At 73.8% G+C, this 12,801-nt stretch carries 11 protein-coding genes; 6 read left to right on the top strand and 5 right to left on the bottom strand.

Annotated elements, in window-relative coordinates; translation table 11 throughout:
* The first annotated feature begins 14 nt into the window (after window positions 1-14).
* The gene (locus ACH34Q_RS04520) at window positions 15-617 is read left to right on the top strand and encodes an NTP transferase domain-containing protein (RefSeq protein ID WP_395981439.1); all 603 of its coding nucleotides are present in this window, start codon (window positions 15-17) and stop codon (window positions 615-617) included.
* Between the two features lie 23 nt (window positions 618-640).
* Window positions 641-811 (top strand): hypothetical protein, encoded by a 171-nt coding sequence (locus ACH34Q_RS04515; RefSeq protein WP_395981438.1) that lies wholly within the window; start codon window positions 641-643, stop codon window positions 809-811.
* Window positions 812-988: 177 nt separating this feature from the next.
* Here ACH34Q_RS04515 and ACH34Q_RS04510 read toward each other — a convergent pair whose 3' ends face one another.
* The 5 genes from ACH34Q_RS04510 to ACH34Q_RS04490 form a co-directional block, all read right to left on the bottom strand.
* The gene (locus ACH34Q_RS04510; RefSeq protein ID WP_395981437.1) at window positions 989-2,215 is read right to left on the bottom strand and encodes a DUF6986 family protein; all 1,227 of its coding nucleotides are present in this window, start codon (window positions 2,213-2,215) and stop codon (window positions 989-991) included.
* Complete coding sequence (locus ACH34Q_RS04505) at window positions 2,212-3,195, bottom strand: aldose 1-epimerase family protein (protein WP_395981436.1); 984 nt, start codon at window positions 3,193-3,195, stop codon at window positions 2,212-2,214. Before ACH34Q_RS04505 ends, ACH34Q_RS04510 begins: the two co-directional genes overlap by 4 nt.
* A 31-nt stretch (window positions 3,196-3,226) precedes the next feature.
* Window positions 3,227-4,651, bottom strand: coding sequence for a DUF1116 domain-containing protein (locus ACH34Q_RS04500; protein ID WP_395981435.1), 1,425 nt, complete (start codon window positions 4,649-4,651; stop codon window positions 3,227-3,229).
* A gap of 28 nt (window positions 4,652-4,679) precedes the next feature.
* The gene (locus ACH34Q_RS04495) at window positions 4,680-6,158 is read right to left on the bottom strand and encodes an FdrA family protein (RefSeq protein ID WP_395981434.1); all 1,479 of its coding nucleotides are present in this window, start codon (window positions 6,156-6,158) and stop codon (window positions 4,680-4,682) included.
* 141 nt (window positions 6,159-6,299) lie between these two features.
* On the bottom strand, window positions 6,300-7,247 hold the full coding sequence (locus ACH34Q_RS04490) for a DUF2877 domain-containing protein (protein ID WP_395981433.1): 948 nt from the start codon (window positions 7,245-7,247) through the stop codon (window positions 6,300-6,302).
* A 584-nt stretch (window positions 7,248-7,831) separates the two neighbouring features.
* On the opposite strand from ACH34Q_RS04490, the gene ACH34Q_RS04485 reads away from it, so the two are divergent.
* From ACH34Q_RS04485 to ACH34Q_RS04470, 4 genes are all read left to right on the top strand, one after another.
* Window positions 7,832-9,541: a PucR family transcriptional regulator gene (locus tag ACH34Q_RS04485; protein ID WP_395981432.1), complete on the top strand. Its 1,710-nt coding sequence runs from the start codon at window positions 7,832-7,834 to the stop codon at window positions 9,539-9,541.
* 199 nt (window positions 9,542-9,740) lie between these two features.
* Entirely contained in the window at window positions 9,741-11,327 is a 1,587-nt protein-coding gene (locus ACH34Q_RS04480; protein WP_395981431.1) for a uracil-xanthine permease family protein, read from the top strand.
* A complete protein-coding gene (locus ACH34Q_RS04475; protein WP_395981430.1) occupies window positions 11,324-12,223 on the top strand; it encodes an FAD binding domain-containing protein in 900 nt (299 codons plus the stop codon). Before ACH34Q_RS04480 ends, ACH34Q_RS04475 begins: the two co-directional genes overlap by 4 nt.
* Window positions 12,223-12,756 carry a (2Fe-2S)-binding protein gene (locus tag ACH34Q_RS04470; RefSeq protein WP_395981429.1) on the top strand — a complete coding sequence of 178 codons (534 nt, stop codon included), beginning with the start codon at window positions 12,223-12,225 and terminating at the stop codon, window positions 12,754-12,756. The genes ACH34Q_RS04475 and ACH34Q_RS04470 overlap by 1 nt, the downstream gene beginning before the upstream one ends.
* The last annotated feature ends 45 nt before the right edge of the window (window positions 12,757-12,801 follow it).

Genomic DNA, 12,801 nt, shown 5'->3' with positions numbered 1-12,801 from the left:
GCTACGCTCGCGGGATGACCTTGCGCGGTGCCGATAATCCGGCCGGCCTGCTGCTGGCCGCGGGGGAGGGCAGCCGGCTCGGCCGGCCCAAGGCCCTGGTGGAACTGGACGGGGAACGGCTCGTCGACCGCGGCGTGCGGACGCTGCGCGACGGCGGCTGCGGCCCCGTGATCGTGGTCGCGGGCGCCGCTCCGGTCGAGGTCATCGGGGCGGTCGTCGTGCCCAACGCCGACTGGCGTACCGGGATGGGATCGTCGCTGCGCGCCGGGCTCTCGGCCCTGCCGCCCGCATGCCCTGCGGTGGTGGTGGCGCTGGTCGACCAGCCGCGCGTCACCGCCGAGGCCGTACGGCGCCTGATCGAGGCGTACGAGCTGGGTGCGCGCGTCGCCGTCGCCACCTACCTGGGCAAGCCGCGCAACCCGGTGCTGTTCGCGCGCGAGCACTTCGCCGCCGTGGCGGAGGCGGCCGAGGGCGACGCCGGGGCCCGGTCGTTCCTGCGCGAGCACCCTGAGCTGGTGACACCGGTCCCGTGCGCCGACGTGGCATCGCCCGACGACATCGACACCCCCGCCGACCTGGAGGCGTTCACCCGCCTCCGGGACCGCCCTCCTGGATGACGGCCTGCTCGTACGCCCGCAGCGTGTCGATGAACATCCGGCGCTGCTCGGGGGTGAGCGGCTCCAGTGCCGTGCGCCACGCGCTCGCGCCCTGGGCCAGCCACTCCTTGATGGCGGGCTCGTGCGCGGGCGCGATGCTGACGATCGCCCGGCGGCGGTCGGCGGGATCCGCGCCGCGTTCCAGGATGCCCTGACGGCTCAGGCCGCCGACCCGCGCGGCTGCGCGCCGAGCTCGGCCGGCTGTCGGCCGAGCTGGACGCGCACTTCTTCTACGAGGAGGCCGAACTCGTCGCCGCGCTCGACGCGCTCGCCTTCTGAGCCGCGCTAGCCCGCTGACCTGCTAGCCCTCTGGCCCTAACCCCCTGCCTCCGCTACCGCTCGACCGGTACGGGGAGGGCGGAGGCGTCGAGGGCGCCGCAGTCGACGGCGCGCTGGAGCCGGGAGGTGAGCGACTTGATGGTCGCGGGCTCGTCGAGCACGCCGCTCCCCTTGCCGGCCGACTGCTCGTGCCAGGCCCGGACCCGCCCGATCACCTCGTCGACGCCCGACAGGTGGTAGGCGTAGACGGCGGCGTACCGGCTGGGCAGGTGCGCCGGGTGCAGGTCCCAGCCCTGGTAGATCCCGTGCGCCATGGAGTGCCGGACGTGCGCGGCGTGCACCGACCAGGCCTCGTTGACCTCGTCGGGGCCGTCGTTGCGGGGGACGACGTTGGTGGAGCCGTCGGAGATCCGGATGCCGGAGCCGGCGAACGCGACCTGCATGGCGTGCCGCGCGAAGTCGCAGGCGGGGTGGTCGAGCCGCTGCTGCTCGGGCGGCAGCCCGAGCGCGGCGGTGTAGTCGAACACGCCGAAGTGCGCGGCGGTCAGCCGGCCGCCGGCGGCGTCGATGATCGCGCGCAGCCCGATCCGGCCGTCCGGGTCGATGATCGCCTCGGTGGTCTCCACCTGGATCTCGAACCGCAGGATGCCGCCGGGCAGCCCGAGCGAGGTCTCCAGCCGGTCCAGGTACTCCACGAACAGCCCGACATGCTCGGCGGCGATCACCTTCGGGAACGTGATGGTGAAGCCGCCGGGCAGCCGGCCGAGCCGGTCGCGCAGCGCGGTCAGGAAGGCGTCCATGGTGCGCATCGAGCGCTCGTGGCCGCCGTCGGCGAACGACTTGACGCGGATGCCCCAGTAGTGGGGGAGGCCCTTGACCTGGTACGCGGCGCCCACGGCCTCCACGACCTGGGCGATATGGGCGTCCTCCTCGTCGTCGGGACGCACGCCGTAGCCGTCCTCGAAGTCGATCCGGATGTCCTCCACCGGCTCGCTGGCCAGCTTGGCCGCGACCCGCTCGCGGACCGGGCCGGCGATCTCCGGATCGAGGCCGAACGCGCTGCCGAACGAGCCGGCGCCGGGCGTGTGGGTGTTGAGCAGCCGGAGCGCCTCGGCGCCGAAGTCGGCCGGGGTGGAGCGGGAGAACCGGTCGGCGGGGACGTACACCGTGTGCACCGGCTGCCGGCCCGTGGCGGGACCCGGGAAGCGCTGGTCGTGGTCGTCCCGGACCGCGGCGATCCGGGCGGACAGGTCGTCGAACGAGGGGACGCTGAGATTCACCCCGCCATGATCCCCCAAGAACCCCCCGCCTGTGCACCCGGTTCGAGACGGATCACGTCGAATCCGGTGCCGAACGCGTTGGGCGGGCAGGTCATCGGCTCCGCGCCCAGGCCGCGCCGGCGCCGATCGCCGGGAACCTGGTCCCCGGTGTAGATCTCCAGCCACGGATGCGCCTCGTCCGCCCACAGCGAGGTGGTCCGCCCGCCGCCGCTCAGCCGTACCCAGGCCCGCCCGCCGGCGTCGCGGCGCAGAGCGGTGAAGGCGTTGTCGATGGACCGGCCCTCGAGCTCGCGGCCCTCCCTCATGTCGTACGGGGTGCCCGCGACGTCCTGCGGCGGCTCGTTCGGGATCATGCGATCGTCCACCGGCAGCCACTGGTCGGCGGTCACCGTCACCGTGCAGTCGTCGATCGGCTCGCCGACCGTCAGGTACGGATGGGCGCCGTGGCCGTAAGGCGCCGTACGCGAGCCCACGTTCACCGCCGACAGCGTGACGGTGAGCCCCTCGTCGGCGTCGAGCGCGTAGTCGGCGGTGAGGTCGAGCCGGTACGGATAGCCGGGGGCACCCAGCAGCCGGTACGCCATCCGTACCCGGCCCGGCTCGTGCCGCCCGTGTTCATTCAGCACGGCGGTCCAGGGCGAGAAGCGCACTAGGCCGTGGATCGCGCAGTCGTTCTCCGGCTCGGACAGGTCGAGCTGGTGGATGCGGCCCTCGAAGGCGTACCCGCCCCGGTCGACGCGGTTGGGCCACGGGATCAGCAGCTGCCCGAGCGCCGCCGGTACGGGCTCGTCGGCGCCGTGCGGCAGGATCAGGGGCAGCCCCTGGTGGGTCAGCTCGCGCAGCCCCGCGCCCTGCTCGGTCACCACGGCACGGTACGGCCCCGCGGCGATCTCGTACTGCCGGCCGGTGAGGTGCTCGCCGGTGAACGGATCGCCGGTGAGCGGGTCGCCGGCGGGTCCGCCGGTGATCGATTCGGTCATGGAGCCGAACGTACCCGCCGGTGACCGGGTGTCACGCGGTCCCGGCCGGCGCGGTCCCGGCCAGCGCGCGCAGGGCCGCGCCGAACACCTCGGGCGGCGGCGACACCAGCCCCGCGCCGACCTGGCCGGTGCCGGCCTCGCGGCCCGCGATCCCGGTGTCGATCACCGGCAGGATCCCGGTGCGCACCACCCGCGCCACGTCGATCCCGGCCGGGGTGCCGCGGAACGACAGCAGCGGGATCTGCAGGACCGGATGCTCGGCCAGCGTGATCTCGTACATCCGCCGGGTCGCGGCCAGCGCGTCGGGGACCTCGCCGCCGACGAACCGGACGATCGCGGGCGCCGCCGCCAGCGCGAAGCCGCCCACCCCGGCCGTCTCGGTGATGGTCGAGTCGCCGATGTCGGGATTGGCGTCGGCCGGACCGTAGCCGCCGAGGTAGAGGCCGTCGGGCACGCCCGCCGGGCCGGTGAACCAGCGGTCGCCCGTCCCCGACACCTGGATGCCGAAGTCGGTGCCGTTGCGCGCCATCGCCACGACCATGCTCGAGCCGGGCACGCCGCGCGCGGCGTCGGCGGCGACCTTGGCCGCCGCCATCGCCGGATTCAGGAAGAAGTGGTCGTTACCGGCCGCGAACCGCAGCACCTCGGCCACCCGCTCGCGCGGCGCGTCGGCCTCGGCGATGTCGGCCGACAGCTCGCGCAGCAGCAGCGAGGTCGCCGCGCGGTTGCGGTTGTGCAGCTCATCGCCCATCTGCAGGGCCTGCGCCATGATGGACAGCAGGTCGACGGGGCCGTGCCGCTGTACGGCCGACCGCAGCACGGGCCCGAGCACGGAGCCCATCCAGCGCAGCCGGTCGATGACCTCGGGACCGTACGCCCCGTACCGCAGGACCTTGCCGAGCCCCTCGTTCAGCGAGCAGTACGCGGTGCCGCCGTGCTCGGCGTCCTCCACCACGAGCATCCACATGGACGGGCTCACCACACCCGCCATCGGCCCGACCGTACGGTGGTGGTGGCACGGCTCCAGCGTCGCGGCGCCCTTCTCCAGGATCCGCTCGGCCTTCTCCGGGGAGTCGGCCAGCCCTTCCAGCAGCATCGCCCCGATGAGCGCGCCGCGCATGGGCCCGGACGCCCGTTCCCACTCCAGCGGCGGCCCCGCGTGAAGGAACGTGCCACTCTCCAGGCCGAGCACCTCGGCGGCGGGCCGTACGTCCACCAGATGGGGCCGGGCACCGAGCATCCGGCTCACCGCGCGCTCGTTGGCGGCGGCGTACCCGGGACGGCCCATCACCGCGACCAGCGCGTCCGCCATGCCGTCCGGGGGCGGCCGCCAGTCGACGCGCTCCACCGGGACCGCCTGCCCTTCGAGCGCCTCGGCCAGCACGCCGGCCCCGGCCGCCACGACGCCCGGCTCGCGGGTCAGCAGCCCGTTCAGCCGCGGCCGGGACTCATCCATCGGCACCCCTGTCATTCGGCACCTCTGCTCACTCGGTACCCCTGTCACCCGGCGTTCCGACCAGCTCCGCCGCGTGCCTGGCGGCCCGCGCGTTCGAGAGGAAGACCGCCGCGCCGGCGTCCAGGAACCCGTCCATATGCCGCTCGAAACCCTGCGGATCCTGCCGCGTACCGCACAGCGAGACGACGGCGCGCAGCTCGCGATGCTCGTCCAGCACCTCGCCCAGGAGCGGGAACAGCGGGCCGCCGGGATCGGGATCGGCCCCGTACCCGAGCACCACGTCCAGGAACAGGACCCCGCGCGGTGACGCGGCGGCCTGTTCCCGGATCGCCTCCAGCCGCAGGGTCGGATCGATCATCGGATGGGCCCGGCCCTGGGTGTACGCGTCGTCGCCGTAGTCGATCAGCGAGTGGCCGCGCGCGGCGAGGTCCTCGCCGAGCTCCGCCCGCAGGATGGCTTCGGCCTCGGCCTTCAGCGTCCCGCCCGAGAACAGCCCGCGCACGGTCCCCGGCGCGGTCGGCGGGTCCGCGCCCGGGTGGCCTTCCGGCCACTGCGGCACCTCTCGCCCGAGCCTTACCAGGGCGCGTTCGGTGGCCCGCGTCAGATCGTCCTCGGGTCCGGGGAACGCGAACTCCACCGGAGTGTCGAGCCGGCGCGCCGCCTCCCGGATCAGATCCGCCACCCGCGGCGCGGGCGGCTTGGACACCACGATGATGAGCTCGGTGGCCGGATCGGCGTCCAGCGCCGCCAGCGCGGCCAGCGCCGAGCGGCCGCTGACCTCCGGCGACAGGTCCCGCCCGCCCACGCCGAGCGCGTGGCTGACGCCCACGCCCGCCTCGTCCAGCAGGCACATCACCTGCTGCGCGCCCGTTCCGGACGCGGCGACCAGCCCGACCGGGCCCGGCCGTACGGCGTTCGCGAACCCCAGTCCCGCGCCGCCGACCACCGCCGTCCCGCAGTCGGGCCCCATCACGATCAGCCCGCGCCGCGCCGCCGCCTCCTTGAGCGCGACCTCCTGCTCCACCGGCACGTTGTCGCTGAAGACCATGACGTTCAGCCCGGCGTCCAGCGCGTCCATCGCCTCGGGGAACACGTGCGGCCCCGGTACCGACACCAGCGCGATCCCCGCCTCGGTACGGCGCGCCGCCGAACCCGTCGTCCGCGCGGGCGGCGCCGCGTCCAGGCCGGTCGCCCCGTCCGGTGCCGTACGCGAGTCCCGCAGCAGATCGTCCAGCGCCGTGCGGGCACCGTCGAGCGCCTCGTCCTCGGCCCGGATCGCCACCACCAGATCCGCCGGGCCCGCCCCGTCCGGGACCTCGAAGCCCATCCGCCCGAGCATCTCCAGGTTGAGCTCGGTCGCCATCGCGGCCATCGCCCCCGCCACCCCGGCCACCTCACCGACCCGCCGGCTGACCCGCATCAGCGTCACCGAGTCGTGGTACGCCCCGCGCCGCACCTCCACCCAGGCCCTGAGCGTGCCTTCCGTTCGTGCTTCACGTTCGTTCACGCGGTTCCCCCGATCGCGCAGTTCTCCCGATGGCGCCGTACTTCCGATGCCGCAGTACTTCTGATGGCGCCGCACTCCCGATCGCGCCGTACTCCCCGGTCATGCCGACCTGGTCATGCCGGCCCGGTCATGTCGACCCGGTCATGCCGATACCTTGCGGGAACGTCCGGCTGGGGAGCGGAGGGAGCGGAGTGCCAGGGCGGCGCGGCAGCCGGCGTGGACGCCGGCGGCCAGGTCGGCGCCCGAGGTGTGGCCGGCGGCCAGCAGGCGCCGTACGGCGGGGCCGGCGGGCTCGTGCCCGGCGACGGCGCGCAGCACCGCGGCGACCTCCGCGCCCGCGCCGCCGGACGCGGCGCAGTGCAGCAGGGTGGCGGCGAGCGAGGTGGTACGGGTGCCCGCGTCGGCGGTCACGGCCGCGCCCAGCCAGTCGGCCAGCCACACGGCCCGGTCGTCCTGGCCCGCCGCGCCGCCGATCAGGCGCAGCGAGACGAGCAGGCCCGCGAGGATGTCGTCGCCGCTGGGCGTCAGGCCGGGCCCGAGGCCCACGATCCGTTCGGCGGACTCGACCGCGCCGGCCAGGTCGCCCTCCGCGCAGCGGCCGGACAGCCGGAGCAGGTCGGGGTGGTCGGCCAGCCCGCCGCGCGCGGTGTCGCCGGCCTCGCCCAGCGCGGACTCCAGCGCGCCGACGCCGCGCGCGAGCGCGGCCGGCGTCACCGGGCCGAGCGCCGGCGCGGGGTCCCACCAGCGCCGGACCTTGGTCTCCAGTCCTTCGGCCTCGACCCGGCCGTCGCCGATCCAGGCCTCGCCGCCCTCGCGTACGGAGCGGAACGGGCGCTCGCGGCGGGTCGCCACCATCACCACGGCGTTCGGCAGCCGTACCGCGTCGGAGCTGACCACGGCCACCACCCGGGGTTCGGCCGTGCCGCGCAGCTCCAGATAGACGGCGGACGGGAAGGCGGCGAGCACCCGGGCCGGCCGGCGCGGCGGGTCGAGCACCGGGCGCAGCGCCAGGCTGGCCGCGCCGGCGGCCGGTGGCCGCCGTCCGGGCCGCGGGGCGAGCGGGATCGGGTCGCGCACGAGGGCTGTCACGGGGTCCTCCCGAGGGCCGGGTTCGTCGCCGTCCTGACCGGCGGGGCCGGGCCTCTCTAGCCGCGACCGTACGGCGGGGCCCGCAGGGTGTCGTATGGAGAAAGCTGCCAAGACTGGTTGTCTTCCTTCGTCTTTGTTGTCAGGGTTGATCGCATAGCGGTAGCGATCACGCCCGAACGGGCGATGACAGCACCAAAGAGCAGAGGTGACCGTTCCCGTGAGCCAGCGTCCATGAACGCCTCACTCGGCCACAGGCCGGACCACCGGCCCCCGCCACGCGCTCGACCAGCTCGTGCCGCACCCGACCGCGCGCACTCCGCACCAGGACGTGTACCCGGACCACGCGCCACGACCCGGGCCGAACGGGCCAGGCTCCACCAGAGCCGGGCCCGCGCCACTCGGCGTACGAAGAACTCGACGCCGGAGCCGACCCAGTTGGGAGTCATCTGATGTCGATCCCCGTTGACCCAGCCCCCGCCCACGCCCCGCATCAACACGGCCCGCCCCGGCAGACCGCGTCCCAGCACACCCCCCCACCACCCACCCCGCCTCAGCACAGCCCTCAGCCCAGCCCGCAACACGGCATGGAGCCGCCGGCGCTGCGGCTGGCCAGTACCGGCACCCTCACCTACGGGCTGCCCGTCGGCGAGGTCCTCGGCGTCTCCACGCTCAAGGGCGCGCGCCTCATCGCCGGCCGGTCCGGCCTCGGCCGCGTCGTCCAGCGGCTGAACGTGATGGAGGTCCCCGACATCCTGTCGTGGGTCAAACCGAACGAGCTGCTGCTCACCACCGGCTACCCGCTGCGCAACACCCCGCAGTCGCTGGACAACCTGGTCGCCGACCTGGACGAGCGGGGGCTGGCCGCGCTGGCCATCAAGCTGGGCCGGTACCTGGACTCGCTGCCCGCCGAGATGATCGCGCAGGCGGACCGGCGCGGGTTCCCGCTGATCCTGCTGGCCGACGACGTCGGCTTCGACGACATCCTGAACCAGGTCCTCACCGACATCCTCAACCGGCAGGCCGCCGTGCTCGCCCGTACCGAGGAGGTGCACCGGGCGCTGGTGCAGATCGTGCTGTGCGGCGGCGGGCTGCAGGAGGTCGTGGACGAGGTCGCGGCGCTGCTGAAGGTCGCGGTCGCCGCGCTGGACGGCGAGCAGCGCGTGCTGGCCGGGTCCGGCCCGCACGAGCACGTCCAGGCGATGCGCGCGCTGGGCCGGGGCCCGGCGCAGGACGGCGAGCATCTGGTGGCGCCCGTGGTCGCCGGGGGGTTCGACCACGGGAGGATCGTCGCCTACAGCCCGAACGGGACGCTGTGCGAGGCCGATCTGACGATCCTGGAGCGGGCCGCCACCGTCGCGGCGCTGGTGATCACCAAGCAGCAGGCCGTGGCGGCGGTGGAGAGCAAGTACCGCGCCGACTTCCTGCGCGACATCCTGGCCGGCCGGGCCGGCGACGACGACCGCGTCATCGCGCACTGCTCGGGCTTCGGCTGGGACCTGGACCGTCCCGTCATGGTGCTGGTCGCCGAGCTGGACGGGCGGTCGCGCGGCGACGCCCGTGGGGCGGATGGCCGGGGCACTGAGGGGCGGGGCGCTGAGTCACGGGGCTCCGAGTCACGGGGCGCCGAGACGCGCGAGTCGCGCGGTGCCGAGGAGCGCTCGTCCCAGGAACGGCTCGCCGCCGCCTGGAGCACCGCCGTGCGGCGGCACGACCCCGGCGCCGCGGTCGCCACGTTCGCGCACGAGGTGGTCGCGGTGGTGGGGGCCGACGGCGACGATCCGGTCGCGCAGTCGAGTGGACCGGTCCAGGCAATGGTGAAGGAGGCCACCGCCGTCTTCGCCGAGCACCGCCGGACCTTCTCCACCGGCATCAGCCGTACGGTCGCCTCGCCCGCCGCGCTGCCCGAGGCGTACGAGCAGGCCGGCAAGGCGGTACGGGTCGGCCGCCAGCTGCACGGCACCGGGGCCCGTGCCCACTTCGACCAGCTCGGCGTCTACCGGCTGCTCAGCCTGGTGTCGGATCCGGCGGAGCTGCACGCGTTCGTCCGCGAGACGCTGGGCGAGCTGGCCGTCGACGACGAGCCGGAGCTGGTGGACCTGCGCCGTACCCTCCAGGTGCTGCTGGAGACCAACCTCAACGTGGCCGAGACGGCACGCAGGCTGCACTTCCACTACAACACCCTGCGGTACCGGATCGGGAAGCTGGAACGGATGCTCGGCCCGTTCACCGAGGACGCGCACCTGCGCCTCAACCTCACGCTGGCCCTGCACGTGCTGCGAATGCGCGGCATCTGAGGCGTGAGACCCGCGGGTCCGGGTTATTGATCATGCGAGGGCGCCGTCCGTCTCCCAACCCGGGGGCGGTGCTTTGGCAACAGTCGCCGATGTCTGCTGTTCAGGGACGTTCTAAGTTGCGCGCAAGCCAAGTTGCGCGCATGGCCGTGAACGCCCCGTCACAGCGGGCTTCGACGTGGGACACCCGAGGGAGGGTGCGATGGCGACCGGTGGAGAGCCGCCCAGTGGTGAGCAGCCCGGTGGTGAGCAGCCCGGTGGAGAGCAGCCCGGGGGTGAGCGGCACAGCGACGAGCGGCACGGCGGGACGGAGCCTGGCCGGAAACGGCCGGGCGGCAGGCTGACCGGCTGGAGACCGCGCGGCTGGACCCTGCACGGGGACGGCAAGACGCCGCGGCCCGGTGAGGTCGTCGCCCCCGGCGAGCGGCTGTCGTGGCCGCGCACGGCCGGCATCGGGGCCCAGCACGTCGTCGCCATGTTCGGTGCGACCTTCGTGTTCCCGCTGGTCATGGGGCTCGATCCCAACCTCGCGGTGATGATGTCCGGGGTCGCCACGATCCTGTTCCTGCTGATCGTGCAGGGGAAGGTACCGAGCTACCTGGGCACCAGCGCCTCGTTCGTGGGCGGGGTCTTCGCGATCCGCGCCGGGGTCGACACCGTCCAGACCGACGCCTGGGTGACCGGCGCGATCCTGGTCGCCGGGGTGGTGCTGGCGCTGTGCGGCATCCTGATCCACGTCCTCGGCACCCGGATCATCCACCGGGTGTTCCCGCCGGTCGTCACCGGCGCGGTGGTGATGCTGATCGGGTTCGGGCTGGCCTTCGTGGTCGCCGACACGTACTGGCCGCAGGACCACTGGGTCGCGATCATCACGATGACGTTCGTGTTCGTCGTCATGGTGGCGTTCCGGGGCTTCCTCGGCCGGATCTCGATCCTGCTCGGGCTGGTCTTCGGGTTCGCGCTCTCGTGGGTGCTCGACCGGCTCGCCGGGCCGATCACGGCCGTGCTGCCCGGCCAGAACCTCATCGGGCCCGACGGGCGGGCCTGCATGCCGGAGGGCACGTACTGCGTGGCCACGGCGTTCCCGCACGACCGGGTGAGCTTCGACGCCGTCAAGGCGGCCGACTGGTTCGGGCTGCCGCAGATGCACGCGCCGGACTTCAAGATGTCGGCGGTCCTGCTGGTGCTGCCCGCCGTGATCGCGCTGATCGCCGAGAACACCGGGCACGTCAAGGCGGTCGGCGAGATGACGCGGACCGACCTCGATCCGCTGATCGGCCGCACGATCTTCGCCGACGGCGCCGCCACCGTCGTCACCAGCTCGGTGGGCGGCTCGCCGACCACCACCTACGCCGAGAACATCGGGGTGATGGCCGCCACCCGGATCTACTCCACCGCCGCCTACTACGTGGCCGCGCTGATCGCGATCCTGTTCGGCCTCTGCCCGAAGTTCGGCGCACTGGTCGCGGCCACCCCCGGCGGGGTGCTGGGCGGGGTCACGGTGATCCTGTACGGGATGATCGGGCTGCTCGGCGCCAAGATCTGGATCGAGAACCGGGTGGACTTCGCCGATCCGGTCAACATGGTCCCGATCGGCGCCGGGATCATCCTCGCGCTCGGCCCGGTCGTGCACGAGATCAGCGACGACTTCAAGCTGGAGGGCATCGCGCTCGGCACGATCGTGGTGCTGGCGGGCTACCACCTGCTGCGCTGGATCTCCCAGCGTGTTTCCAGGCAAGACGTCTCGGGTTCGGAGGCGGCGACGGCGGGAGGTGATGCGCGGCCGTGAAACCGCCTCCGTTCGACCTCCACATGCCGCGCACGCTGGACGAGGCCCTGCACGCCCTCGCCGGCGGCGCCGGCCTGAACGGCGATGGCGAGGGTGACGGCGGCACCAAGGTGCTCGCGGGCGGGCAGAGCCTCATCCCGCTGCTCAACATGCGGCTCGCGGCTCCGGCCCGGCTGGTCGACATCAACGGCCTCGCCGGGCTGGACACCGTGGAGACCACCGACGACGGGGTACGGATCGGCGCGCTCGCCCGGCACGCCCGGGTCGAGCGCGACCGCGACGCCGCCGCCGTGCAGCCGCTGATCCGGCAGGCACTGCGGCATGTCGCGCATCCGGTCATCCGCAACCGGGGCACGGTCGTGGGCAGCCTCGCGCACGCCGACCCGGCCGCCGAGCTGCCCGCCGTCCTGGCCGTGCTCGGCGGTACGGTCGAGGCCGCCTCCACCCGCGGCCGGCGCACCGTACCGGCCGCCGACTTCTTCGCCGGCCCGCTGGAGTCGTGCCTGCGCCCCGACGAGCTGGCGGTGTCGGCGTTCTTCCCCGCCGCGTCCGGGCTCACCGGTACCGCGTTCGCCGAGACCGCGCGCCGGCATGGCGACTACGCCCTGGTCGGCGTCGCCGCGACGGTCACGCTGGACGACGACCTGCGCGTGACGGCCGCGCGCGCCGGATACCTGAGCGTCGCCGCCACTCCGCAGGTCATCGACCTCACCGAGGCCGCGGCTTCCGCCGTACGGACCGACGACTGGCCTGCGGTCGCCGCGTACGCGCGCGAGCGCCTGGACCCGGACGCCGACATCCACGCGAGCGCCGAGTACCGGCGCCATCTGGCCGGGATCCTGACCGAGCGCGCGCTGCGCGCCGCGACGAGCGAGGCACTGCGACGGGAGCACTGATGGGGGAGTTGCGAGAGGAGCAGCGGGGAGAGTCGCGGGAGGAGCAGCGGGAGATCGCGCTGACCGTCAACGGCGTGCACCGTACGGCGCGCGCGCCGGGCCGCCGGCTGCTGTCGGACCTGCTCCGGCACGATCTGGGCCTGACCGGTACGCATGTCGGCTGCGAGCACGGCGTGTGCGGGTGCTGCACCGTCCTGCTGGACGGCGAGCCGGTGCGGTCGTGCCTGATGTTCGCCGCCACCGCGTCCGGCCACGAGATCACCACCGTGGAGGGGCTGGCCGCGCCGGACGGGACGATGTCGCCGGTCCAGCGGGCGTTCCAGGAGTGCCACGGGCTGCAGTGCGGGTTCTGCACGCCAGGGTTCCTCTGTACGGTCACCGCCCTGCTCCGCGAGAATCCGAGCCCGACCGAGGACGAGGTCATCGAGGGCATCTCCGGCAACCTGTGCCGCTGCACCGGTTACCAGAACATCATCAAATCGGTGCACCGGGCCGCCGAGCTGTCCTCGGAGCTGTCCTCTGGGGAGTCTTGATGGGACGGGACTTGATGGGACGAGAGTCTTGATGGGACGGGAGTC

The organism is Actinomadura sp. 9N407 (assembly GCF_044326315.1).
Lineage (GTDB): Bacteria > Actinomycetota > Actinomycetes > Streptosporangiales > Streptosporangiaceae > Spirillospora.
The sequence above is the reverse complement of the archived record's forward strand: the minus strand, read 5'-3'. Positions and strand labels throughout refer to the sequence as shown.